Source organism: Vibrio methylphosphonaticus (genome assembly GCF_023634655.1).
Classification (GTDB): Bacteria; Pseudomonadota; Gammaproteobacteria; order Enterobacterales; family Vibrionaceae; genus Vibrio; species Vibrio methylphosphonaticus.
In genome coordinates this window covers 101,463-125,479 of record NZ_JAMKMS010000011.1, presented here as the reverse complement: position 1 = coordinate 125,479, position 24,017 = coordinate 101,463, and the positions used below count along the sequence as shown (strand labels likewise).

The window sequence follows — 24,017 nt, the reverse complement described above, 5'->3', positions numbered from 1 at the left end:
CCTCTCGTTAATTCTGGTGACTCGCTGGTGAGCAAGTGTTAGTAATCTCTTAAAAGTGCAAAGGCTTGGTTTAGTTTATCGGCGTCTTTTTTACCCGGTGCAGATTCCACGCCAGAGTTTAGGTCCAATCCGATACAGCCCAATTTACTGGCTTGCTTGATGTTGTCTGGAGACAAACCACCGGCAAGCATAATGTCGTTGGTATTATTGAGAAGTTGCCAATCGAAGCGTTGACCCGTTCCACCAGTTTGCTCACCGACCTGAGCATCAAGTAAATGTCGGTCTGCACTGATTGCGGTGAGATCAGGTAGCGCGTCTTTTACCCCATGCGCTTTCCAAATAGCAACATCAGCTTGTAACTGTGTTCTTAGTGCCTCAACGTAGGCTTGGTCTTCATTACCATGTAGTTGAACTGCAGATAGACCTAAGTCGTTAGCCGTACGCGCTACGCTGTCTACATTATGATTTTGGAACACGCCAACATATTCAAGGGGCGCGCCACTCATGACCATTCGAGCCGCTTCAAAATCTACATAACGAGGGGACTTTTCAACAAAAATCAATCCACCTTTAACGGCGCCAGCTTGATACGCTTTTGCTGCATCATCAGCGTGGGTCAATCCGCAGACTTTGTTTTCGCCAAGCAGTACTTTACGTACCGCCAGCTCAAGATTGTCTTCAGCCATCAACGAACTGCCAATTAAAAAGCCCGTTGCGTAGTTTGAAAGGTCACGAACTTGCTGGTTATTGTAGATACCAGATTCAGAAATTGTGATGGTCCCAGCAGGTAGCTTAGGTGCGAGTTCTTTGGTTCTATCTAAATTAACCGATAAGTCTCGTAAGTTACGGTTGTTAATGCCAACCACTTTCGCTTGTAGCTTAATGGCACGCTCAAGCTCTTCTTCATTGCTGACTTCAGTAAGAATACCGAGGCTAAGTGAGTCGGCAACCGCCGCTAATTCACGATACTCGTCATCATTAAGTACGGACAGCATTAAGAGAATTGCATCGGCTTGATAATGACGAGCTAGGTAGACTTGGTATGCATCCACCATAAAATCTTTGCAGATAACAGGTTGCTTAACTTGACCACGCACTTGTGGCAAAAAGTCAAAGTTACCTTGGAAATACTTCTCATCTGTTAGCACCGAGATCGCACTCGCATGGTTATTGTAAACCGAGGCGATATAGTCTAAATCAAAGTCGTCTCTGATTAGCCCTTTAGACGGTGACGCTTTTTTACACTCTAGAATGAACGCGGTTTTTCCCGTTGAAAGGGCGTCATAAAAAGAACGATCTGAAGGCGTTAATTGCGCCTTAAAACTTTCAAGCGGCTGTGACTGTTTGCGGGCTTCTACCCAAACTCGTTTGTCGTCGACGATTTTTGCTAGTACCGTTTCCATTGCTAGTTCCTATTTCTTAACCGCGCGCTGCGAGTTGTTTTACAAGCTCATAAGCCTTACCAGAATTCATGGCGTCGATAGCTTGTTGTGCGTTTGCTTTTAAATCTTCAAAGCCAAACAGTTTCATGAGTAGTGCGACGTTAACGGCAACCGCGCCAAGTTGGGCTTCGGTTCCTTTACCCGTCAGCATATTGGTAATGATGGCGCGATTCTCTTCCGGCTCGCCACCTTTGATGGCTTCGAGAGGGTGTCGATTCACGCCAAAATCTTCAGGCGTTAAGGTGTACTCGGTGATGACGCCATCTTTTATTTCTGCCACTAAAGTGTCGCCATGAATCGCCACTTCATCAAGGCCGCTGCCGTGGACGACTGCCGCACGTTTCATCCCCATTTGTACTATGGTCTCTGCAATTGGGCGAACCAGCTTCGCATCGTAAACGCCCATCAATTCAATGTTGGGACGAGCTGGGTTGATGAGTGGACCTAGAATATTAAATAGCGTGCGTGTTTTCATTGTTTGGCGAACAGGCATCGCGTGCTTCACCCCACCGTGATATTGCGGAGCAAATAAGAATGCTACCCCTAAATCGTCCACGGCTTGGCGTGTATCTTCCGGGCTCATGGCGAGATTGATACCAAACGAGTCAAGCAAATCAGATGAACCCGATTTGCTCGAGACACCGCGATTGCCGTGCTTTGCGACTTTTAAGCCACATGCCGCGGCAACAAATGCGGCGGTGGTGGAGATATTGATCGTATTGGATCCGTCTCCGCCTGTGCCGACAATATCAGCAAAATCATAGTCTGGTCGTGGAAATGGTTGGGCATTGGCAAGTAACGCTTTCGCCGCGCCAGCAATTTCGTCTGGTGTTTCGCCTTTGATTTTTAGCGCCGTTAATGCCGCGGCCATAAGAATAGGGTCAAGTTCACCTTTGATAATGGTGTCAAACAACTCTTGGCTTTCTTGCTGGCTAAGCGAAAGCTGGTCGTAAAGTTTGTTGATGATATTTTCCATAATTACGATTCCTTAAATTTGTGAGTTATTTGAATTAGCGAAGTGAACCCGCTCTAGCCCAATCGATAGCATTGCCGAGTAGCGCAGCGCCATGGGTTGTCATAATGGACTCTGGGTGAAACTGAAAACCGCAAACTCGGTCTTGTTCATTGGCAATTGACATCACTAATCCATCCACTTCGGCAGTAATGGTTAGGCTATCAGGCACGTGCGTCGCCACGAGTGAGTGATAACGTGCGATGGCGAGAGGCGAGGGCAGCCCGCGATAAATAGCATGATTTTCATGTGCCATCATCGAGATTTTACCATGGATAATCTCACCTGCGCCTGCCACTGTGCCACCATAGGCTTCCACTAGAGCTTGGTGACCCAGACAAATACCAATCATCGGTACCTTGCCTTTGAGTTGTTGAATTAAAGCGGGCATGCAGCCTGCTTCTGATGGCGCGCCTGGACCTGGAGACAAAACAACCACGGCATCGGTTAATTTAAGCACCGCGTCAGCAATGGTTTGCGCTGCAATATGATTGCGGTAAATGGTCACGTTGTGCCCTAAACTACGAAATTGGTCCACAAGGTTGTATGTGAATGAATCGAAGTTATCGACAAAGACAATGTTTGCTGTGCTTGTAGAACAGGTATTGGCTTGTTCGGATGTGTTGGATTGCTTACTCATACGTGTCTACCCCTGATGCGCGGTTTTAATAGCGGAAATTACGGCTTGTGCTTTACCACGGGTTTCGTCAGCTTCAGCTTGTGGATCGGAATCAAATACTACGCCGGCTCCTGCTTGAACTTGCGCGATACCATCTTCTACGTAGGCCGCTCGAATGACGATGCAGGTGTCCATATCACCAATGCCATTCATGTAACCGACCGCGCCGCCATAACTCCCTCGAGTCTGGCCTTCGACCTGACGAATGAGCTGCATGGCACGAATTTTTGGTGCGCCTGTTAAGGTGCCCATGTTCATACAAGCTTGGTAGCCATGAAGCGCGTCAAGATCGAGGCGAAGTTGACCAACCACGCGCGACACTAAGTGCATCACATGGCTATAGCGGTCGGTTTGTAGTAAGCTTGCAACGTGGCGGGTGCCTGGCTCTGATATACGAGCGACGTCATTTCTTGCCAAATCGACTAGCATCATATGCTCAGCATTTTCTTTCATATCGCAACGGAGTTCTAACTCCATACGGCTGTCTAGATCTTGGTTGATAGAGCCATCCGGGTTTTTACCGCGGCGACGTGTCCCAGCGATTGGGTAAATTTCGATTTGATTACTTTGAGAGCAATATTTCAAGGCGCTTTCTGGTGAAGCACCAAAGAGCGTAAACAGTTCGTCTTGCATGTAAAACATGTAAGGACTTGGGTTGCTTCTTTTTAGCTCTTTATAAGCCACAAGAGGGGATGGACAAGGAAGCGTGAAACGTCGAGAAGGCACAACTTGGAAAATATCGCCGCGGACGACGTATTCTTTTAAGTCACGGACGGTTTGGCAAAAGTCTTCATCCGAGACACTGGCGACTTCTTGATTGTCTTTGACCACTTGCGCAGTAGGCAGAGCTTTCAGGTTGTTGCACTGCTGACTGATCTCTTGAATGCGTTCACGAATACGAGCAAGCTCGTTGTCGTCATGATTGAAGAGAGTGGTTTGTAGGTCGCATGACTCTTTCTGGTGATCGACAACAAGCAAGCTTTCAGCGACGTAAAAAACGTAGTCAGGGCAGCGATTAGACTGTTTCGCATCACCTAAAGGTTCAAATTGAGCGACGAGATCATAAGCGAATAAGCCACCCATGAAAATCGCGTTTTTGTTTAGTCCGCTTACATCAAAGCTATGTTGAACTAATCTTAAGGCATCGAACGATGAGGCTTCGCGTAATCGAGAGTCTTCATCAAGCTGATCATCGGGCATTTCAAAATGCACCGTTAGCTCGGTCTTGCTAAGTGTGTAATGAATGTCGGAAGATAAGTTTCCCGCTAATATGGCTAATAAATTTTCGCCATTTGTCGTCAACGCTTCATAGCGGACGATGTGTTCGTCACAAACAATACGAACGGCAGAATCAACGATCAATAAGCTTTGTAGATCTTGTTTTGAGTCAATCTCTGCTGACTCAAGCAATAGGCTGTCGGTTTTGTTTTCACAAAGCGTGTGAAAAAGTGCTGTCGGGTCTTTTGAGTAAGGGACTTGTAATGAAAGAACCTCTAAACGACCTTGTTTTTGAATAGTAATGGCTTTGTTCACAAAACCTCCTCTCTTCATCAATCTGCTTTGGCAGTATCTACCCAGAAAACTATGTGCTCCATACTCGCACAATTAAAACGTTTGCCCAACGTTGAATCTGTCCAAATTGCCGCATAGTTAATCAGTTAAACTAAAAAATAAAAAAGCCCACTCATTTGAGTGGGCTAGTATTAAATCTACTTATCTTTTACGCACGTAAAAAAGCCCACTTGGAATCGCTCCATGTGCGCCACCAATTACCCGCAGAGTGCTTAACTCCGATTTGGGGTTTTTGGATTGGGTTAATTTCTTGTACCATACGTGCATTACTCTAATTCTGTACCTGCGTACTAGTTAACTAGTTCAGGGTGTGAAAGTCAACCGATATTAAAAATAAAATGAAGATAGATCTACACAGTCACACAACAGCATCGGATGGTCGCTTATCCGTTGAAGCGCTTCTAGAGCGAGCGATTGAGTTTAGCGTGAAAATTATTGCGATTACGGATCATGATACGCTCGATGCGTTGCCTGAAGCTCAACGCCTGATCGAAGAGCGTGAATTGCCGATTGAGCTTGTGAATGGCATTGAAGTCTCAACCGTTTGGCAAAATAAAGACATTCACATTGTTGGCTTAGGCGTGGCGCTCGATAACGATGCGCTTTTATCCCTCATCGCCGCACAAAAAGCACGACGAGCAGAACGCGCTGAGTTAATGGCACAGCGTTTAGAAAAAGCGACACGTCCGGGCGTGTTAGAAGAGGTTCAAGCGATAGCCGACGGTGCACCAATTACACGCTCGCACTTTGCCAAGTGGATTGTTGAAAATGGCTACGCCAAGAATATGCAGCAGGTATTTAAAAAATACCTTACGCGAAACAACACCGGTTATGTACCTCCAAATTGGTGCACAATGCGTGAAGCCGTCGATGCCATTCACGCTGCAGGTGGCGTAGCAGTGCTTGCACATCCTGGTCGATATCAACTCACGGCGAAGTGGTTAAAGCGATTACTTGCTGCGTTTTCTGAGGCTGGTGGAGACGCCATGGAAGTAGCGTTACCACAACAAAGTATGCAAGAAAGACGCAACCTTGCAGATTATGCGATACAATACAATCTATTAGCTTCTCAAGGTTCCGATTTTCATTATCAATCGCCTTGGACGGAACTGGGTAGAAACTTATGGCTGCCATCAGGTGTTGAACCTGTCTGGGATCGCCTATCATTACAAACGGCAACAACGCTCGAAAGCCAGAGTGCCGAAAAATAGTATTATTTAAGCTCTTGATGTGAATCAACAAGGAAAGTTGAGCCGAGAGTATTTAGCTGAAGGAATAACAATGAGCCAATTTTTTTACGTACACCCAGACAACCCTCAAGCGCGTTTGATCAGTCAAGCTGTCGCGATTATTCGTAATGGGGGCGTGATCATTTACCCGACAGATTCGGGGTATGCACTGGGTTGTCAGCTTGAAAACAAACAAGCACTAGAGCGAATTTGTCAGATTCGTCGTCTAGATGATAAACATAATTTCACACTTTTGTGCCGTGATTTGTCGGAAATTTCGCTTTATGCGCGAGTCGACAATACGGCGTTTCGTTTGCTAAAAAACAATACGCCAGGGCCGTTTACTTTTATCTTCAAGGGAACAAAAGAAGTGCCGCGTCGCTTAATGAATCCTAAGCGAAAGACGATTGGTATTCGTGTGCCGGATAATAGAATTGCCCTCGATTTGCTTGAAGCATTAGGCGAGCCGCTGATGTCTACGTCATTGATTCTTCCGGGTAATGACATAACAGAGTCGGATCCAGAAGATATTCGTGACAAACTTGAACATGCCGTTGACGTTATTTTGAACGGCGGTTACTTGGGTGAACAACCGACCACCGTTATTGACTTTAGTGATGACGAGCCAAAAGTTCTTCGTGTCGGTGCTGGCGATCCTGCACCATTCGAATAAACATCGAGCCAGATGATGTGATGAAATAACCTGAGAAACTTGGTGATTCTAACCGGTTTCTCTGCGATAATACGCGACCGCGATTTTGACGATCGCAATATCTGGTTTCGACGTCTGTGAAGACGACATTATAGGTAGGTAGATGAGCGAAAAATTACAAAAAGTGCTTGCCCGCGCAGGCCACGGCTCACGTCGTGAACTTGAAACATTGATCAAGTCAGGACGAGTGAGTGTCAACGGTCAGGTTGCAAAATTGGGTGAGCGCCTTGAAGACGACAGTGCGATAATTCGTATTGACGGACATACTGTATCGGCGAAAGCACAAGAAGAAGTGGTTTGTCGTGTATTGGCGTATTACAAGCCTGAAGGTGAGCTTTGTACGCGTCACGATCCAGAAGGTCGTCGTACGGTATTTGATCGCCTGCCAAAAATCCGCGGTTCACGCTGGATTTCAGTTGGTCGTCTTGATGCAAACACATCTGGTCTTTTGTTGTTTACTACCGATGGTGAACTGGCAAATCGCCTAATGCACCCTAGTCGCCAAGTTGAACGTGAATACCTCGTTCGTGTGTTTGGTGATGTGACTGAAAGTAAAATTCGCAACTTGGTTCATGGCGTAAAACTTGAAGACGGCATGGCTCGTTTTGAAGATGTTGTGTACGCAGGTGGTGAAGGTATGAACCACACCTTCTACGTTGCGATTAACGAAGGTAGAAACCGTGAAGTACGTCGTTTGTGGGAATCACAAGAGACAACAGTGAGCCGCCTGAAGCGTGTTCGTTACGGTGATATCTACTTAGACAAAAAGCTGCCTCGTGGTGGTTGGACAGAACTAACGCTAAAAGACGTGAACTACTTGCGTGAATTGGTTGAGCTAAAGCCTGAGAAAGAAACACTTCTTGATCAGAACAGCGCCAACACTTCTCGTCAGCGTGAGCGCTCTCGCAGTCAAAAAATCCGTCGTGCGGTACGTCGTCACGAAGAGCGTGTGAGCACACCGTCGAAAGGACGCAGCAACCAACAACGTCGCAACAAAAAGAGTGCAGGCGAAGCGGGTTCTCGTGCCAAAACGGGTCGTAGCTAATAGCAGACGCTAGCCACTTCTTAAGTCGTTAAGAGTTCTTAAGTCGTTAAGAGAGTGACAAATTATAAAAAGCCCGTTAGTTTGACTAACGGGCTTTTTTTATCGGTATGTCCCACCCTAAATGTCTCTATACACTAAAGCGTCAGTGTGAAGCACATGCCGAGAAATATTGATGGGGAGACGGAAAAGAGCGGTTTAAGTCTTAGTGAAAATTTAAATAGTAGCGTTAATTTAAATACCAACGTTAATTTAAATACTAGCGGTAAACTGGCTTTTTATTAAAATGACTCTCGACCATTCGCTGCGTCACAATATGTTGAGGTGTGGTGAGGATGTCTTGTGTATCGCCGTATTCAACCACGTCGCCTTCATGCATCACCATCACTTTGTCCGTAATGTGTTTAACTATCCCTAAATGTTGCGACACGTAGACAAACGCCACGCCCATTTCTTCTTGCAGCTCTAAAAATAGGTTAATAATTTGCGAGCGCATCGCCATATCCAAGCCATTGAGTGCCTCGTCAGCAACGATGATAGAAGGCTGTAGGATAAGTGCTCGTGCCAAACAAATACGTTGTTTTTGACCGGTAGCGAGCATCTGTGGGTAAAAGTAAGCGTGTTCTGGTAGTAGACCAACTCGGACTAATGTGTCTTTTACGCGTCGCATTCGTGCTTCTGGTGGCATGTTGGTATTTCGTTTAAGTGGTCCTTCCAGAATCCGACCAATTTGTATTCTTGGATTCAAAGAGGTGTTGGGATCTTGGAAAATCATGCGAATCAGCTTACAGCGTGTGGAGTAATCCTTGTGTTCTAGCAAATCGCCATTGACACGTATTTCTCCGGCAGTGGGCTCGACAACACCTGCTAACATGCGAGCCAGTGTCGACTTACCAGACCCATTCTTACCAATAAAACCAATAGTTTGACCCGCTTCCAGGCTAAAGCTGACGGGCTTAACTGCATGTTGAATTTTTTTCTGAAAAAGCTTTGAACGAGTCACAAAGTCCTTTTTAAGCCCTGTGACTTCTAACAATGCACTCATGCTTTTTTCTCCGTATTCAGCGGGAAGTGACAGCTGAATTTATGGTTTTTCACTCGTTTGACGGGTGGAATTTCGACACATTGCCTTTGCGCATAAGGACAGCGAGGACCGAGCCGGCAACCGATAGGGAGGTGCTGAAGCGGTGGAATGGAACCAGGCAAAGACTGTAGCTTTTCTTTATGCGGGATCCAATCACCAAAGTCTGGCATCGCTTTCAATAAAGCAACGGTATAAGGGTGCTTGGGCATCTCCAAGATCTTTTTGGTGTCAGCAGACTCAACAGACTGTCCACAATACATCACGGTAATACGCGTTGCCCATTGGGTAATGGTGGTTAAATCATGGCCAATGAGGATCAATGTGGTGTTATGGAGCTGATTCATACGGCTCAGTAAGCGTAAGATCTGCGACTGAGTAATCGGGTCCAAATCGTTAGTCGGCTCGTCGGCAATCAGTAGCTTCGGCTTAGCTGCAATCGCCATGGCAATCATGATTTTTTGACATTCGCCATCGGTGAGCTCATACGGATAGCTGTGCATGACGCGAGTATGCTCTTTGATGCCGACTTTATGCAAGAGTGCTATAGCTTGCTTTTTACGCCATTTAAATCGCTCCCACCACTTGCCGTCGAAGGATCGTGAAGGAATCGATTCAATTAGCTGACGTCCCACTTCTTCTGATGGGTCCAGACAGGTAGATGGTTCCTGGAAAATCATCGCGACATCGCGGGCGATGACTCGACGTCTTTCACGTGGTGTGAGTTGCAATAGGTCGATGTTACCAAGGCGCATGCGGTCGGCAGAGACCCGCCAGTTTTCTTTACATACGCCAACGATGGCTTTGGCAACTAAGCTTTTTCCGGATCCAGATTCGCCAACAAGCCCACGAATTTCACCGTCATTAATGGTAAAGCTCATTCTGTCGACGGCTTTAACTAAACCTTGTGGGGTTTCAATTTCGATCGTTAAATGACGAATATCTAATACAGGCATTATTCCACTCCCGCGTTTAACGCGCTGCGCACGCCTTCGCCGACGATGTTGATGACGACAACCACACATAAAATCGCAAGGCCGGGTAAGACCACCGTCCAGGGTGCGAGATAAAGAAGCTCTGCTGCATCACCCAATACTGCACCCCATTCACTACTAGGGGCTTGAGCACCTAACCCTAAAAAGCCCAGCGCAGTAATATCTAAAATTGCGATGGACAATGCGAAGGTGAATTCGGCAGCAATAATGGAGAAAATATTTGGCAAAATCGAGTTCCACAGTAAGTAGAAGTCATTGGCTCCATCGAGGCGGGCGGCCATAATGTAGTCTTTTTCCACTTCGGTATGCACCGCTACATAGACGGTACGAACAAAGCGAGGGATCAACGCTAGACAGATGGCAAGTAGAATGTTGTATTCACCGGGGCCTAAAAATGCCACAAAAATGATAGCAAGTAATAATGATGGAATTGACATCACGGTATCAAGAAGGTGGTTCAAGATACTCGATAGTAAACCCTTTGTCATACCCGCTAGGATGCCTATAAAACAGCCCACTAGGGCCGCAATAACGGTAATAATGACCGCCGCACCGAAAGATAAGCGAGAGCCATCGATAATCCGCGAAAGAATGTCACGACCTAAATCATCGGTACCAAAAAAGAACTCGACTGTCCCTGCTGGGTCCCAAGATGGCGGAATAAGCAAAAACGAGCTTTGTGCCATTGGGTCATGTGGGGCGAGCCATGGAGAGGAGAGCGTAATGAGAATGATCAGCCCAAAACACCAAAGTCCAAACATGGATAGGCTGTTACTTCGATAGCTTCGCCAAAAACGCTCGAGTTGGGTTGGAATACGCTCTTCCTGATAGATGTTATCTGACAGCATACCATTCCTTCCTAACTAACGGGTTGATCATTGCGCCGATAATATCGGATAAGATACTTGCTGCGAGCACAATGGTCGCAACGACCATTACACCAGCTTGTATTGATGCGTAATCTTGACTTGATAAGGCGTCCAAGAGCCAACGACCGATACCTGGCCAGTTAAAAATGGATTCCGTCATAATCGCGAGGGTAATCATACTCGACAGTTGAACACCCAGTTTAGGTATTATTGGTGGTATGGCGTTTCGCAATACATGCTCAATTACGATTTCGTAATTGGATAAACCTTTGATTCGAGCCGCTCGAATGTAGTTCTGTGCCATCACTTCCGTTACTGAAGTACGCATCATCCTGATGACTTGCATCGTAGGAGAAAGTGCAAGGACGAAACAAGGAAGAATCATATGTTCGATAACGCTTTGTAGCGCTTCGCGTCGGTATGGTCCATCCGAAAGTAGGGCATCGATTAATGCAAAACCAGTGACGTGGTCAATTTCATAGAGTAAGTCATAGCGACCAGCGACGGGAAACCATTGAAAGTTGAGTGAAAAATACATAATCATCAACAGTGCAATCCAAAATAGTGGGGCAGCATAACCCACCATCGATGAAAAAGAGATGATGTTATCGAGCCACTTGCCTTTTTTCATGCCTGCGATCGTACCGGCGGGGATGCCAATCAAAACGGAAATAGTAAAGGCGGCAAAGCACAATTCTAATGTTGCAGGTAGAACCGCGGTGAGCTCATCAATGATCGGAACACCGGCTTTCGTTAACCCAAAATCCAGTTTTGTCAGCTGGCCGACATAGTGAATCCAACCTTGAAAAAATGTTTGTTGTGCCCAAAAAGAGTCAGGCTCTAGGCGCAATAAGTTATAGCCAACAAGCGTCAGGATAAGCAAGGTGATGACGAACAAATTGAGTCGGCGAATCGCATACCAGAACATCTATTTTAACCTCACGACTTGGTCAAACGGTTGGGCATTAAATGGACTAGTTCGAAACCCAGTCAGGTCATCAACATGCGCTTGATATTTTCGTCCATGTGCAATCGGGATGATCGGCACTTGTTCGAACAGAATGTTCTGAGCTTGTCGATACAAATTAACGCGGTAACGGGGTTCGCTCACTTCAAGCGCAAGATCAAGTAAAAAGTCAAAGTCGTCATTACACCACATTGAAAGGTTGAGTCCTTCCCGTTTTGATGAACAGGAGAGTAATGGTCTTAAATAGTTATCGGGATCGCCAGTATTGCCAACCCAGCCCGTCAGTAATAAATCCACCTCTTGGATGTTGGCTAACTCAATGCGGTCAACGCGTTCATCGGTGAGTAAATTAAGTGTGACACCCACATCGGCAAGGTTTGCTTGGATAAGCTCTGCCGTTTTTCTCGGGCTCGGGTTATATACTCGGGGTTCGAGTGGAACCGCCATCGTGAGCTCTAATCCATTGTCATAGCCTGCGTCACGAAGTAACGCCATCGCATAATTACGGTCATAACGCACTTGAATTTGGTCTTTTTGATAGGCCCAAGAGCTTGGTGGTAATAGCGTATAGGCTTTTTCACCGCTGTCGTAGTAGACCGCTTCGAGAATATTATCTCGGTTAATGGCGAGATTAAGGGCTTTGCGGACGCGTTGGTCACTGAGTGCAGGATGCTGGGTATTAAGTGCAATAAATGACACGTTCATCGCTGGCTTAGCTTGCAGTACGACAGAGTCTTCTTTCTGAATAATGGGTATTTGACTCGATACTGGTGAGTTGAGTACGTCACATTCACCACGCAATAATTTCGCCAGTGCTCCAGCTCCTCGGTGGGAGATGTCGAAAACCACTTGGTCCATTTCAACGGGGCCACGCCAGTAATTGTCGTGACGCTTTAAGCGCACGAGATCGGCAACTTGATACTCGTCCAAGTAAAATGGTCCGGTTCCAATAGGGTGTGTGTCGAGATTGAGCTTATTGTCTTCTTGTTGCAATATTTTACCGTATTCGGCAGAGAATATTGGTGCGTGTGCCGTTGAAATATTGGACAAGAAGGAGTTGTCTGGTTTCGATAGCGTGAATTGTACGGTTTGATCATCGATGGCAATAACATGGGTGACCAACGAAGCAAAGTTGATACCCGCAAACCATGGATACACGCTACCACCCACTTGATGATAAGGGTGGCTCGGGTCCAAAATACGCTCAAAGCTAAATACCACATCCTCGGCATTTAGCGCTCGAGTTGGGGAGAACCAATCCGTGGTTTGGAATTGGATATTATCGCGCAGCTTAAAGGTATAGACAGTACCGCTTTCATCTACCGTCCAGCTTTTTGCCAGATTGGGCACCGGTTGATGAGTGCCTGAATTAAGCGTGAGTAACGTGTCATATAATTGAGGCGCGATCGCTTCGACAGTAATGCCACCGTCGACTAATTGAGGGTTAAATGTACTTGGGCGACCTTGATCGCAATACACGAAACCGTCCTGTCGAACTTTCGTATGGTCGATCGTATCCTCACAGCCAGCGACAAGCGCGATACTGCAAAGTGTAATGGATAGTTTTAGTAATGCCTTCATAAACACGCTACATTCATTTTAGTGAACGTAATATCTGTATTGAGAACAGAGTAATTTACCACTAATTTGATGGTTAAACCAATAACGACAAGTAGTTATCGACGATTTTATTTATTTTAATGGTGACTCTTTGAGCGCCTTCATATGAGTTTGTGCTTTCTAACCAGCCCTCTTAGCTGATCATAGCTTAAGCTCAGCATTTTAGCGGCGGTTCTTTGATTGTATTGTGCTTGCTCTAACGCCGCACGAATTACAATGACTGCTTGCTCTTCTTTCCATAATTTGAAGTCAATAGGAAAGGTTAGGGTATCAGGGAGTGGTGTGGATGATGCCTGCAAAGGGTCATTATCGGGTGTTACGGCGGGAGTGATGCCTTCCGAATCTGCATTGACGGATTCAGTAACGGCATTTATAGCCGGGTTTTTCGCAGCCTCTGAGTTTAATGACGGGAAGTCGTTGTTAAACGGGTTAAAAGTGAGCGTATTGATTGGGTGTGAGCTCGTACCGTGCTGATAAACAGCGCGTTCAATAACATTTTTGAGTTCACGGACATTTCCAGGCCAAGGGTATTCATGAATACTACGCCAAGCTTGGGAAGTGAAACCGACAAACAGAGGTAGCCCAAGTTCTCTGCACATCTTGATAGCAAAGTGCTCAGCCAGTAACGCAATGTCGTCTTGGCGGGCTCTTAGCGGTGGAAGCTGAATCACATCGAACGCGAGCCTATCTAATAAGTCTGCCCTGAACTTACCTTTTTGCGCTAACGCTGGTAAATCTTCATTAGTCGCGCACACCAACCTTACATTGGCTTCTAGTGCTTTTATTCCGCCGACACGCTCATATTGACCATATTCAATGACACGTAATAGTTTTTCTTGAACCGATAGCGGCGTTGTGGCCAATTCATCTAAAAACAATGTGCCATTTTCTGCACGTTCAAATCGTCCTAGGTGGCGACCTTTTGCGCCGGTAAATGCGCCAGATTCATGACCAAATAACTCAGAGTCGATGAGCCCGTCACTTAATGTTGAGCAGTTTAGCGAAATCAGAGGGTGATCCCAGCGTGTGGAAAGGTAGTGAAGGCGCTGGGCAATGAGCTCCTTGCCGGTTCCTCTTTCGCCAATAACCAGTACCGGGCGATTAATCGGTGCCAGCCTTGAGACTTTATCGAGAACGGCTAAAAAGCGAGGAGATTCACCAATGAGGTTTTGCGCCATGTGACAGTCCTTAGATGTGGTTTTTTTTACCAACTATTGGTCAATTATATTAGCAGGCTAATAATGAAATGCGAATGATTGAGCTAACATATTGTTAACATTGGCTTTGTAAAACTGGCATGAAACTTGGAGTGTCTTTCATAACACTCGATTAGTTTCATGACACCACGTTATTTTTAGGAGATGTATTATGGGTATTTTTTCTCGTTTCGCTGATATCGTAAATTCTAACGTTAGCGCTCTTTTAGACAAGGCTGAAGATCCGGAGAAGATGATTCGCCTGATCATCCAAGAAATGGAAGACACCTTGGTGGAAGTTCGCACTAACTCGGCAAAAGCCATTGCAGATAAAAAAGAGCTGGCTCGTAAGGTCAAGTCATTAGAGGAACAAATTGTTGAATGGCAGCACAAAGCGACGTTGGCATTGACTAAGCAAAGAGAAGAGCTGGCTCGAGCGGCACTGATTGAAAAGCAAAAAGTAGAGAAAATCGTTAAAGGCCTGCACGATGAACAGACCTTAGTTGAAGAGACTATTGATAAGCTAACCAATGAAATAAGTAAACTTGAATCAAAGATCATCGAAACACGTTCTAAGCAGCAAGCATTGATGATTCGCTCACAGACCGCTAATAACCGTCGTGATGTGCAAAAGCACCTCCATACGAGTCGTACTCATGAATCGATGGCGAAATTTGAACAGTACTCGCGTAAAGTGGATGAATTGGAAGCAGAGGCCGATCTGTACGCCAATAGCGGTAACGCTAAGTCTTTAGACCAAGAGTTTGCCGAGTTGCAAGCGCAAGACGAAATTGACCAAGAGTTGGCTAAGCTAAAAGAACAGATGAATAAAAACAAATAGGAGATAACTATGTCGACTTTTCTTATTGCTGGACCCGTTATTGTCTTTTTAATATTCGTGGCGCCGCTATGGTTGTTTCTTCATTATCGAAGTAAGCGTAAGTCTGAGTCTGGTTTGTCTTCTAAAGAATTTGAGAAGCTGCAAGCGTTGTCAGTAAGAGCGGAAAGTATGCAGCGTCGCGTCGAGAGCTTAGAACGAATCTTAGATGCGGAGTCACCGAAGTGGAGACAGAATTATGACGCATAAAGACCTTTATAAGGATCCAGTCAACGGTAAGCTAACCGGCGTCTGTGCAGGGGTTGCCAATTATTTTGGTGTTGAGGTGTGGTTAGTTCGAATCTTGGTTATCTCCGCGGCTTTGCTGGGGGGAAGTTTCTTAGTGTTGTTAGCGTATGTTGCAATGAGCTTGATGCTAGAGAAGCAACCGGACAATTTTGTTGAAGAATTAAGATCGAAACAAGAACACTCGCTCAAAAGCAAGCCTTGGAAACAAGGGCAAAATGCTAAAGATCTCCTCAACACTATTGAAAAAGACATGGATAAGATGGAAGGCTCACTTCGCAGTATGGAAGCCTACGTTACGTCGGATGCGTATGCCGTGAACCGAGAATTTAGTAAGTTGTAACTGATGTTTTGACCATGCTAGAGCCCAGCTGTCTTAGGACACTGGGTTTTTTGTTGCCAGTTAACCATGGTGATGAGTATTCAATGACTACCTAGCTGATAAAATTTCGAATAATTAATCACTTGTTGGCGGAGGGTTGAGCTCTAGGCTATCTTTTTAACTATAAGCTAACATAGGGTAGTTAGAAATGAACATGAAGTTATCGGCATTATTTTTAGTTGTAGCAGTGCTTAGTGCATGTGGAAAAGCTCCCCCTCCCATTCCCGAGCCGGAATCTCGCCCGGCAAAATTATTCTCTGTTTCAGTTGGTAATAGCCAATTTGAGCGTTCATTTCCTGCAACGTCTGAAGCCGGTGATAAAGCGGTGTTGGCGTTTAGGGTACCGGGACAATTAGAACAAATAATGGTGCGTTCGGGTCAGAGCGTCAACAAGGGCGATTTGCTTGCCAGCCTTAATCCGGACGAATATCTGCTATTAGAAAAACAAGCAAAAGCGAATTTTAGGCTGGCAGATGTGCAGTATCAAAGAGCATTAAAGTTACGCAAAGAAAAGGTCGTCTCCGAGCAAGATTATGATCAAGCCAATGCCAATATGAAGTCTGCGCGAGCAAATTGGTCACAAGCCAAAGCCAACCTAAGTTATGCTCAGTTAGTCGCGCCATACGATGGTACCGTTTCAATTATTCCCGCAGATAACTTTGAGTATATTCAAGCCAAAGAAGGGGTGATGAATATTCAGTCTAACCAACTGCTCAAGGTTATATTCCAATTGCCCGATTACTTACTAAATCGCTTTCAAGGTAAAAACCAAATTGATGCATCAATGGCGTTTGATGCGTATCCAAGTAATCAATACGAGCTTACTTTCCAAGAAATTGACACGGAAGCAGACCCTAAAACCGGCAGTTACAAAGTGACGATGGTCATGGAGAGGCCATCTGATATTGGTATTTTACCGGGTATGGCTGGGCAAGTCAGAGTGATGGCAAAGAGTGCGGCAGCTACTGTTATCCCAGTGTCTGCGTTGTTTGTAGAAAATGACAAGCAATGTGTGTGGAAAGTCACGGAAGATGGCATCGTTGAAAAAGTTGCCGTGGAGCTGAATGAGAAAAGACAAGTGATTACCGGGCTTGAAGATGGCGACAAAATCGTGATTTCGGGTGTTCAGGGCATAGAAGCGGGCATTAAGGTCCGTGAGTGGATTAAGGAAAGAGGGCTATGATGATGAATTTTCGCCTGGTCAGTCTACTTGGTATCGCTGCCTTGCTAGTAGGTTGCGACAAAGCCCCCATAGAGGCAAGAAATGAAATTCCGAAAGTGAGAGCGACAACGATCAGTAAAGGTGAACTTAAAGACAGATTGTATTTTCCAGCATTGGCAACGGCGGCCGATCGTTCGCATTTGAGTTTTCGGGTACCGGGAGAGATTAATAACATCACCCTTAAAGAAGGAGACTTTGTTAAAAAAGGCGATATTCTCGCCACGCTCGAACCAACGGATTACAAGTTAGATGTTGATAATGCGCAGGCTCGTTACTCGGTGATCGATAGTCAGTATCGCCGTTCGAGTCCGTTAGTAAAGAAAGGGCTATTGGCTAAATCGCAATTTGATGAACTAGCAGCACAGCGCGCCTATGCTAGAGCAGAGCTCGAACTGGCTCAGTTGAGGTTGTCGTTTACTAAGCTGCTTGCGCCAGTGGATGGCGTGATTTCACGAGTGTCAGCGGAGCAATTTGAAAATGTCCAAATTGGCCAGCAAGTCGTTAATATTCATAGCGTCGAAGAAGTGGAAATCATTATACAGATGCCCGATAGCTTCTCGCTAAATCAGCCGAAAAGTAACGATATAAGCCACATTGCAGCGCTTGTAAGAGTTCCTTCTGGGAATGAATATGAAGCACAGCTCAAAGAGTTCACCACGGAGCCAGACCCTGCACTCGGGACGTTTACTGCCACTTTAGTGATGCCGATGCCAGAAGAGGAGTTTGTTTTGGATGGGATGGCAGTGGATGTGACCTCTAAGGCGAAAGATGTCGGCATTAAGTTGGACTTGGGCGTGAGTGTTCCGATTGAATCGGTGTTTAATCAAGATGGTGATGGGTTAGATGATCTTGAAAAATATGTCTGGGTTATCTCTAGTGAGGGAAATCTTAGCAAAGGAAACCTTAGTCATGGAAACAGTGCAACGGTAAGAAAGCAAAAAGTAATAACGGGTAAAGTTTCTCGTTCTACTATTCAAATATTGGGCGGGATTGAGCGCGATGATCAGATAGTCATTGCCGGTGTTGCCCGATTACGTGACGGTATGGAAGTGGAAGTTCTAACGCAGGAGGCGAAGTAATGAGCCAAGAAGAAAAGAAGTCTTTGCCTCAAAGTGATGACGAGATCACGGGTGTAGCCGCCTATTTCATTCGTAACAAAGTCGTTAGTTGGATGGTGTCGTTGATTTTCCTTATTGGAGGTGTATCCGCCTTTTTTGAACTAGGGCGTTTGGAAGATCCCGCTTTTACCATCAAAGATGCCATGGTGGTGACATCTTATCCGGGAGCGACGCCACAACAAGTGGAAGAAGAAGTCACCTACCCAATAGAAAAAGCGATTCAACAGCTAACGTATGTTGATGAAATCAATTCAATTTCCAGCCGGGGCTTATCTCAAATTACCGTAACAATGAAAAACAATTATGGTCCTGATGATCTGCCGCAAATTTGGGATGAATTACGCAGAAAAGTGAATGATTTGCAAGGATCCTTGCCACCGGGTGTTAACGACCCAACGGTGATAGATGACTTTGGTGATGTTTACGGTGTATTACTGGCGCTAACGGGGGAAGGATACAGTTATAAAGAAATTTCTGATTATGTGGATTACTTGCGGCGCGAGCTCGAACTCATTGATGGCGTGAGTAAAGTGTCGGTGACGGGACAACAGCAAGAACAAGTTTTCATTGAGATCTCCATTAAACGAATTAGTGCTTTAGGCATTGCACCAAGTACGATTTTTAATTTACTGCAAACGCAGAACGTGGTGTCGAACGCTGGCGCGACTCGCATTGGTAGCGAGTATATTCGCATTCAACCAACGGGTGAATTTACTGATGTCAGCGAACTCGGTGATTTGATTTTAACTGAAGGCGGCGCTGAAGGGCTCATCTATTTAAAAGATGTGGCGGATATTAAACGCGGCTTTATTGAAGTGCCGACGAATATCATCAATTTTAATGGTCAAGTTGCGCTGAATGTAGGGGTATCATTCGCGACAGGCGTGAATGTAGTGGAAGTGGGAGAGCGGTTTGACCGGCGACTTGCTGAGCTTAAGTTCCAGCAGCCAGTGGGTATCGAGATCTCTGAGGTTTACAGCCAACCAAAAGAAGTGGATAAGTCCGTCCGTGGTTTCGTTGTGAGTTTAGGGCAGGCAGTGGCGATTGTTATTATTGTCTTACTGTTTTTTATGGGACTGCGATCGGGTCTATTGATTGGTTTGATTTTGCTACTAACGGTACTTGGCACCTTTATTTTCATGCAATACATGGCGATTGACCTGCAGCGCATCTCACTAGGTGCACTGGTCATTGCACTAGGGATGCTGGTGGATAATGCCATTGTGGTCGTTGAAGGGATACTAATCGGAACCCAGCGAGGGAAGACGCGGCTTCAAGCCGCGACAGACATAGTCACTCAAACGAAATGGCCACTACTAGGTGCTACGGTAATCGCTGTTACCGCGTTTGCGCCTATTGGTCTGTCGCAAGACTCTACTGGGGAGTATTGTGGCACCTTGTTCACCGTACTGCTTATTTCCCTAATGCTAAGTTGGTTTACGGCGATTTCTCTTACTCCGTTTTTTGCTGACATGTTTTTTAAAGGTCAGAAAATCAAAGGGGGTGAAGACGGTGGAGAGGGCAGTGATCCCTATAATGGCATTGTCTTTGTGATGTATCGAAAGTTTCTAGAATTTTGTATGCACCGCGCTTGGTTAACCGTCGTTTTTCTTATTGTGTGTCTAGGTGGAAGTTTATACGGGTTTACTTTAGTGAAGCAGTCCTTCTTCCCTGCATCGACAACGCCGATGTTTCAAGTGGATGTTTGGCTACCGGAAGGTACGGACATTCGAGCGACCAATACTAAGTTAGAAGTATTGGAAAACTGGATAGCGGAGCAACCGGAAACGGACCATATCACAACGACAGCAGGTAAAGGTTTACAGCGTTTCATGCTGACATATGCACCGGAAAAGAGTTATGCCGCTTACGGTGAAATCACCACAAGAGCGAAAAGTTACGAACAACTTCAACCTTTAATGAATCGCTTTAGAAGTTATGTAGACAGCACTTTTCCCGAGATCAATTACAAGCTCAAACAAATTGAACTTGGTCCCGGCGGAGGGGCGAAAATTGAAGCGCGCATCATAGGTTCTGATCCGACGGTATTGCGAAGTATTGGGACCCAAGTCATGGATATTATGTATGCGGATCCCGGTGCATTTAATATTCGCCATGATTGGCGAGAGAGGACCAAGGTACTTGAGCCAATATTTAATGAAAGCCAAGCAAGGCGCTACGGTATTACCAAGTCGGATGTCGATGATGTGTTGATGATGTCTTTTTCTGGCAAATCGGTTGGGCTCTATCGTGATGGTACGACACTGATGCCTATCGTCGCGCGCCTTCCTGATGATGAACGGGTGGATATTCGTAATATTGAAGGCATGATGATATGGAGTCCGGCCCTGTCTGAGTTTATTCCATTCCAGCAAGTGACGCAGGGGTATGACGTTCGCTGGGAGGATCCCATCATAGTGCGTAAGAACCGAAAGCGTATGCTAACGGTGATGGCAGATCCTGACTTACTTGGTGAAGAAACCGCAGCGACGCTACAGAAACGTATTCAGTCGCAGATTGAAGCCATCGAGCTACCACCAGGTTACTTCTTGGAGTGGGGTGGGGAATATGAATCATCAGGAGATGCGCAGGCGTCGCTGTTCCAAACGATGCCAATGGGCTATTTGTTTATGTTCTTGATCACCATATTCTTGTTCAATGCCGTGAAAGAAGCGTTGATAGTGTGGTTGACGGTGCCGCTTGCCATTATTGGTGTCACGACGGGGTTACTGGCGTTGAATACCCCGTTTGGATTTATGGCGTTACTGGGTTTCCTCAGCTTGTCAGGAATGGTTCTGAAAAATGGTATCGTACTGTTGGACCAGATTGAAATTGAAATTAAATCAGGTAAAGAAGCGTATTACGCGGTGGTCGATGCCGCGTTGAGCCGTGTGCGGCCGGTGTGTATGGCGGCAATTACCACGATACTGGGGATGATTCCATTACTACCCGATATCTTTTTTAAACCGATGGCGGTAACCATCATGTTCGGGCTTGGATTTGCCACGGTGCTGACGTTGATTGTTGTGCCTGTACTGTATCGATTGTTCCATCGAGTAAAAGTGATGTAATGAATTCAATGCCGTGAAAGGAAATTGCGAACGCGGGTTTTACTGGATTTTAGTGCCCTAAATTGAATGCTGTCACGAACTGCTGTGACAGCATTTTTGCGATATTGAGAACAGGAAGGAAGTGAGTATGTGTAAGCGTTGTCCTTGGTTAGATGAAACAAAGGTCGACTACGTCGAATACCATGATAACGAATGGGGGGTACCCGTTCTTGACGATAAGACTTTGTTTGAGTTTTTGGTGCTTGAATCCGCCCAAGCAGGCCTAAGTTGGTACACGATATTGAAGCGGCGAGAAGGCTATCAACGCGCATTTGCCGACTTTGATGTTGAGAAGGTCGCGCAGTTCTCCGTGCAAGATGAAGAACAGCTCATGCAAGATACGGGCATTATTCGTAATAGATTGAAAATTAAATCGACAGTGACTAATGCTCAATGCTTTATCAAAATTCAGCAAGAGTTTGGCTCGTTTAGTGAATATTTGTGGTCGTATGTTAATCACGCGGTCATCGTCAATAATTGGCAGCGCTTAGAAGACTATCCTGCCACGTCCCCTGTATCGGACGCTTTAAGTAAGGACCTCAAAAAGCGTGGCTTTAAGTTTGTCGGCTCCACCATTATTTATGCCTACCTCCAGGCCGCAGGCTTGATTAATGATCACAGTCAACAATGCTATCGCCGACAACAGATTATCGATAGCTATTCCTCTTTGGGCGTTAACTATGAGATGGCTAGCCTTTAGCTTTTAACCATTAACCATTAACCATTAACCATTAACCATTAACCATTTCTCCAAACCAATAGCACCTCGTTATGGCTGGTTCTGATAGCAACATGATAGCGGTTAAGTGACATTGTCACTTGTGTTGGGAGGGGGGAGATGGAAATGGCTAAATCCAGCGTGTTATAGTGACGAAAACCAGTAGCCAAAATGTTGAACAAGACAAAGGATCATATGGAAAAGTTTTCCTCTATTTACGCTCGTGCTTCAGAGCGAAAAGGCGGTGACGATGCGTTGGAGTCTCTGCTTACTAAACCCCTAACACGATCAGAAGTGTTGGCGATATCAGATGATAGGTGGCTGGCTGCGTTTACGATGAAGGTGTTCCAATGTGGTATCTCATGGCAAGTGGTTCGCAACAAATGGGACAACTTTGAAGAAGTATTTTTCCAGTTTCGAGTGGAACCGTTATTGATGCTGTCGGATGAGCATTGGGAGCAAAAAGCCCAAGACCCACGCATTATTAGACATTTGACCAAAGTGATGTCGATTCCTAGTAACGCGAGAATGATTCAATCGGCTCGTTTTGACCATGCCTCTTTCGCTGACATGGTCGCTAACTGGCCTGCCGATACCGTCACGGAGCTGTGGTTGTATTTGAAAAAACACGGTGCACGATTAGGGGGGAACACTGGACCTTACGCATTGCGTCAGCTTGGTGTCGATACGTTTCTTTTATCCTCAGATGTAGAATCTTACCTAAGAAATACCAATATCGTAGATTCAGGAAGAGGGACAAAACGTGCTCTCAAGGCCGCCAATAGGGCGTTTGCTGATTGGCAGCAAGAGTCAGGACGGTCGCTGTCAGAGATTAGTCAAATTATAGCGTATGGCTTTGGAGAAAATAGAGTCTAGTTTCGGCGCTTGCAAGGGCATTGACGATTGTGAACGCTAGCGCTTTTTGTCACTGTTATTGGGCTATCTAAGTAATACTGTCATCTGAGCAATACAGTTATCTGAGCAATACAGTCATCTAAGCAATATAGTCTTCTAAGTAATATAGTCATCTAAGTAATATAGTCATCTAAGTAATAAAGCCATCGTAATTGCGATGGCTTTGGGTCGAAGCGTGTACAAAATTTTGAGACGAAGCGTCTATAAAATAAGGTCGGTTAAGACTCTAAAATAACGCGTGTATCTTCGCTGAGTGCTTCTAATTCATTAGCTATATCGGCAATTTTCATTGCTTGTGGGATCTTAAGGGCGATATTCGCGGTAAATAAACTAGAACTAATGCCACCTCCTCCGGCGAGGAAAACTCGCTGACAGTCCATATCTAGAATTCTAACGTCTTGCGCATCGAGGTATTGAGTAATCTCGTTGACAATACCGGCTCGATCGCTGGCATCTAACCTTAGATGGTAGATGGTTTCTTGATCGTGAGTGTGTCTTTCTGTATCGGTGATCTGAACCGTGAGATTAGAGTGATCTTCAAAAGCTTGTTTGACGATCCTTTGATTTTCGCTCGGGAGCTCTACCTTGATAACGGCCGCAACATGATCTTCGAGGAAATTCACTTTACTCACCAACCATTTACCACCATTTTCATGGGTTATGGCTGCCAAGTTCTTAATGGTGGTTGGGCTGGCTTGTCCGACAAAGCTGACGATGAAAGTAGTACTGCTCATAAAATTCCCTCCACAGGTTTAAACCGATCACTATCTGAATAGTTAATACCAGTCTAGAACTAAAATGGCGTGGCCGCATGATGAACGTCAAGTATTCACTCTAAAAACAATGCAAGATTGTTGAACTGTAATTAGGCGCACAATTTCTCCGTTTTTTATCGAATCAACAAAGAGTTAGTCATTATATCCCTTGTGCTTGCATATCCAATTGACACAACTCTGACAATAATCGTCTGGACCGACCGGTTTGTTTTGTTTATTGTGTAATCACTTTCTACG

At 45.5% G+C, this 24,017-nt stretch carries 22 protein-coding genes; 11 read left to right on the top strand and 11 right to left on the bottom strand.

Annotated features, from left to right (window positions below; translation table 11 throughout):
- Positions 1–38: 38 nt before the first annotated feature.
- The 4 genes from trpCF to M9196_RS14305 are packed head-to-tail and all read right to left on the bottom strand — an operon-like array spanning position 39 to position 4,666.
- Entirely contained in the window at positions 39–1,403 is a 1,365-nt protein-coding gene (gene trpCF / locus M9196_RS14320) for a bifunctional indole-3-glycerol-phosphate synthase TrpC/phosphoribosylanthranilate isomerase TrpF (protein WP_250618206.1), read from the bottom strand.
- A gap of 16 nt (positions 1,404–1,419) precedes the next feature.
- The gene (gene trpD, locus M9196_RS14315) at positions 1,420–2,418 is read right to left on the bottom strand and encodes an anthranilate phosphoribosyltransferase (RefSeq protein WP_250618205.1); all 999 of its coding nucleotides are present in this window, start codon (positions 2,416–2,418) and stop codon (positions 1,420–1,422) included.
- A 34-nt stretch (positions 2,419–2,452) separates the two neighbouring features.
- Positions 2,453–3,094, bottom strand: a complete 642-nt coding sequence (locus tag M9196_RS14310; protein ID WP_250618204.1) for an aminodeoxychorismate/anthranilate synthase component II — start codon at positions 3,092–3,094, stop codon at positions 2,453–2,455.
- Positions 3,095–3,100: 6 nt separating this feature from the next.
- A complete protein-coding gene (locus M9196_RS14305; RefSeq protein ID WP_250618203.1) occupies positions 3,101–4,666 on the bottom strand; it encodes an anthranilate synthase component 1 in 1,566 nt (521 codons plus the stop codon).
- A 377-nt stretch (positions 4,667–5,043) separates the two neighbouring features.
- Between M9196_RS14305 and rnm the strand changes: the two genes are divergently transcribed.
- From rnm to rluB, 3 genes are all read left to right on the top strand, one after another.
- The gene (gene rnm, locus M9196_RS14300) at positions 5,044–5,916 is read left to right on the top strand and encodes an RNase RNM (protein WP_250618202.1); all 873 of its coding nucleotides are present in this window, start codon (positions 5,044–5,046) and stop codon (positions 5,914–5,916) included.
- 70 nt (positions 5,917–5,986) lie between these two features.
- Positions 5,987–6,607: an L-threonylcarbamoyladenylate synthase gene (locus M9196_RS14295; RefSeq protein ID WP_250618201.1), complete on the top strand. Its 621-nt coding sequence runs from the start codon at positions 5,987–5,989 to the stop codon at positions 6,605–6,607.
- Positions 6,608–6,749: 142 nt separating this feature from the next.
- Positions 6,750–7,691, top strand: a complete 942-nt coding sequence (rluB, locus tag M9196_RS14290; RefSeq protein WP_250618200.1) for a 23S rRNA pseudouridine(2605) synthase RluB — start codon at positions 6,750–6,752, stop codon at positions 7,689–7,691.
- Positions 7,692–7,947: 256 nt separating this feature from the next.
- Here rluB and M9196_RS14285 read toward each other — a convergent pair whose 3' ends face one another.
- From M9196_RS14285 to pspF, 6 genes are all read right to left on the bottom strand, one after another.
- Complete coding sequence (locus tag M9196_RS14285; RefSeq protein WP_250618199.1) at positions 7,948–8,733, bottom strand: peptide ABC transporter ATP-binding protein; 786 nt, start codon at positions 8,731–8,733, stop codon at positions 7,948–7,950.
- The gene (locus M9196_RS14280; RefSeq protein WP_250618198.1) at positions 8,730–9,725 is read right to left on the bottom strand and encodes a peptide ABC transporter ATP-binding protein; all 996 of its coding nucleotides are present in this window, start codon (positions 9,723–9,725) and stop codon (positions 8,730–8,732) included. Before M9196_RS14280 ends, M9196_RS14285 begins: the two co-directional genes overlap by 4 nt.
- On the bottom strand, positions 9,725–10,612 hold the full coding sequence (locus M9196_RS14275) for an ABC transporter permease subunit (RefSeq protein ID WP_250618197.1): 888 nt from the start codon (positions 10,610–10,612) through the stop codon (positions 9,725–9,727). The genes M9196_RS14280 and M9196_RS14275 overlap by 1 nt, the downstream gene beginning before the upstream one ends.
- Positions 10,599–11,561: an ABC transporter permease gene (locus M9196_RS14270; protein ID WP_250618196.1), complete on the bottom strand. Its 963-nt coding sequence runs from the start codon at positions 11,559–11,561 to the stop codon at positions 10,599–10,601. The genes M9196_RS14275 and M9196_RS14270 overlap by 14 nt, the downstream gene beginning before the upstream one ends.
- Positions 11,562–13,181: an ABC transporter substrate-binding protein gene (locus tag M9196_RS14265; protein ID WP_250618195.1), complete on the bottom strand. Its 1,620-nt coding sequence runs from the start codon at positions 13,179–13,181 to the stop codon at positions 11,562–11,564.
- A 140-nt stretch (positions 13,182–13,321) separates the two neighbouring features.
- Complete coding sequence (gene pspF / locus M9196_RS14260) at positions 13,322–14,398, bottom strand: phage shock protein operon transcriptional activator (protein ID WP_250618194.1); 1,077 nt, start codon at positions 14,396–14,398, stop codon at positions 13,322–13,324.
- A 190-nt stretch (positions 14,399–14,588) separates the two neighbouring features.
- On the opposite strand from pspF, the gene pspA reads away from it, so the two are divergent.
- The 8 genes from pspA to M9196_RS14220 all read left to right on the top strand — a co-directional run bounded on the left by pspA (position 14,589) and on the right by M9196_RS14220 (position 22,965).
- Entirely contained in the window at positions 14,589–15,257 is a 669-nt protein-coding gene (pspA, locus tag M9196_RS14255; protein ID WP_250618193.1) for a phage shock protein PspA, read from the top strand.
- 9 nt (positions 15,258–15,266) lie between these two features.
- Complete coding sequence (gene pspB, locus M9196_RS14250; protein ID WP_250618192.1) at positions 15,267–15,503, top strand: envelope stress response membrane protein PspB; 237 nt, start codon at positions 15,267–15,269, stop codon at positions 15,501–15,503.
- A complete protein-coding gene (gene pspC, locus M9196_RS14245; RefSeq protein WP_250618191.1) occupies positions 15,493–15,882 on the top strand; it encodes an envelope stress response membrane protein PspC in 390 nt (129 codons plus the stop codon). The genes pspB and pspC overlap by 11 nt, the downstream gene beginning before the upstream one ends.
- Positions 15,883–16,075: 193 nt before the next feature.
- Positions 16,076–17,104 carry an efflux RND transporter periplasmic adaptor subunit gene (locus M9196_RS14240; RefSeq protein ID WP_250618246.1) on the top strand — a complete coding sequence of 343 codons (1,029 nt, stop codon included), beginning with the start codon at positions 16,076–16,078 and terminating at the stop codon, positions 17,102–17,104.
- Complete coding sequence (locus tag M9196_RS14235) at positions 17,104–18,222, top strand: efflux RND transporter periplasmic adaptor subunit (protein ID WP_250618245.1); 1,119 nt, start codon at positions 17,104–17,106, stop codon at positions 18,220–18,222. Before M9196_RS14240 ends, M9196_RS14235 begins: the two co-directional genes overlap by 1 nt.
- Entirely contained in the window at positions 18,222–21,332 is a 3,111-nt protein-coding gene (locus M9196_RS14230) for an efflux RND transporter permease subunit (protein ID WP_250618190.1), read from the top strand. The genes M9196_RS14235 and M9196_RS14230 overlap by 1 nt, the downstream gene beginning before the upstream one ends.
- 127 nt (positions 21,333–21,459) lie before the next feature.
- Positions 21,460–22,071: a DNA-3-methyladenine glycosylase I gene (locus tag M9196_RS14225; RefSeq protein WP_250618189.1), complete on the top strand. Its 612-nt coding sequence runs from the start codon at positions 21,460–21,462 to the stop codon at positions 22,069–22,071.
- Positions 22,072–22,284: 213 nt separating this feature from the next.
- A complete protein-coding gene (locus M9196_RS14220; protein ID WP_250618188.1) occupies positions 22,285–22,965 on the top strand; it encodes a DNA-3-methyladenine glycosylase I in 681 nt (226 codons plus the stop codon).
- Between the two features lie 257 nt (positions 22,966–23,222).
- Here the strand turns inward: M9196_RS14220 and M9196_RS14215 are convergent, their stop codons facing one another.
- Positions 23,223–23,738, bottom strand: coding sequence for a glycine cleavage system protein R (locus M9196_RS14215; protein WP_250618187.1), 516 nt, complete (start codon positions 23,736–23,738; stop codon positions 23,223–23,225).
- Between the last annotated feature and the right edge of the window lie 279 nt (positions 23,739–24,017).

Excerpts from the sequence above, each read along its gene's own strand:
- trpCF (WP_250618206.1), bottom strand. The coding sequence starts at position 1,403 with ATGGAAACGGTACTAGCAAAAATCGTCGACGACAAACGAGTTTGGGTA.
- trpD (WP_250618205.1), bottom strand. The coding sequence starts at position 2,418 with ATGGAAAATATCATCAACAAACTTTACGACCAGCTTTCGCTTAGCCAG.
- M9196_RS14310 (WP_250618204.1), bottom strand. The coding sequence starts at position 3,094 with ATGAGTAAGCAATCCAACACATCCGAACAAGCCAATACCTGTTCTACA.
- rnm (WP_250618202.1), top strand. The coding sequence starts at position 5,044 with ATGAAGATAGATCTACACAGTCACACAACAGCATCGGATGGTCGCTTA.
- M9196_RS14295 (WP_250618201.1), top strand. The coding sequence starts at position 5,987 with ATGAGCCAATTTTTTTACGTACACCCAGACAACCCTCAAGCGCGTTTG.
- rluB (WP_250618200.1), top strand. The coding sequence starts at position 6,750 with ATGAGCGAAAAATTACAAAAAGTGCTTGCCCGCGCAGGCCACGGCTCA.
- M9196_RS14285 (WP_250618199.1), bottom strand. The coding sequence starts at position 8,733 with ATGAGTGCATTGTTAGAAGTCACAGGGCTTAAAAAGGACTTTGTGACT.
- M9196_RS14280 (WP_250618198.1), bottom strand. The coding sequence starts at position 9,725 with ATGCCTGTATTAGATATTCGTCATTTAACGATCGAAATTGAAACCCCA.
- M9196_RS14275 (WP_250618197.1), bottom strand. The coding sequence starts at position 10,612 with ATGCTGTCAGATAACATCTATCAGGAAGAGCGTATTCCAACCCAACTC.
- M9196_RS14270 (WP_250618196.1), bottom strand. The coding sequence starts at position 11,561 with ATGTTCTGGTATGCGATTCGCCGACTCAATTTGTTCGTCATCACCTTG.
- M9196_RS14265 (WP_250618195.1), bottom strand. The coding sequence starts at position 13,181 with ATGAAGGCATTACTAAAACTATCCATTACACTTTGCAGTATCGCGCTT.
- pspF (WP_250618194.1), bottom strand. The coding sequence starts at position 14,398 with ATGGCGCAAAACCTCATTGGTGAATCTCCTCGCTTTTTAGCCGTTCTC.
- pspA (WP_250618193.1), top strand. The coding sequence starts at position 14,589 with ATGGGTATTTTTTCTCGTTTCGCTGATATCGTAAATTCTAACGTTAGC.
- pspB (WP_250618192.1), top strand. The coding sequence starts at position 15,267 with ATGTCGACTTTTCTTATTGCTGGACCCGTTATTGTCTTTTTAATATTC.
- pspC (WP_250618191.1), top strand. The coding sequence starts at position 15,493 with ATGACGCATAAAGACCTTTATAAGGATCCAGTCAACGGTAAGCTAACC.
- M9196_RS14240 (WP_250618246.1), top strand. The coding sequence starts at position 16,076 with ATGAAGTTATCGGCATTATTTTTAGTTGTAGCAGTGCTTAGTGCATGT.
- M9196_RS14235 (WP_250618245.1), top strand. The coding sequence starts at position 17,104 with ATGATGAATTTTCGCCTGGTCAGTCTACTTGGTATCGCTGCCTTGCTA.
- M9196_RS14230 (WP_250618190.1), top strand. The coding sequence starts at position 18,222 with ATGAGCCAAGAAGAAAAGAAGTCTTTGCCTCAAAGTGATGACGAGATC.
- M9196_RS14225 (WP_250618189.1), top strand. The coding sequence starts at position 21,460 with ATGTGTAAGCGTTGTCCTTGGTTAGATGAAACAAAGGTCGACTACGTC.
- M9196_RS14220 (WP_250618188.1), top strand. The coding sequence starts at position 22,285 with ATGGAAAAGTTTTCCTCTATTTACGCTCGTGCTTCAGAGCGAAAAGGC.
- M9196_RS14215 (WP_250618187.1), bottom strand. The coding sequence starts at position 23,738 with ATGAGCAGTACTACTTTCATCGTCAGCTTTGTCGGACAAGCCAGCCCA.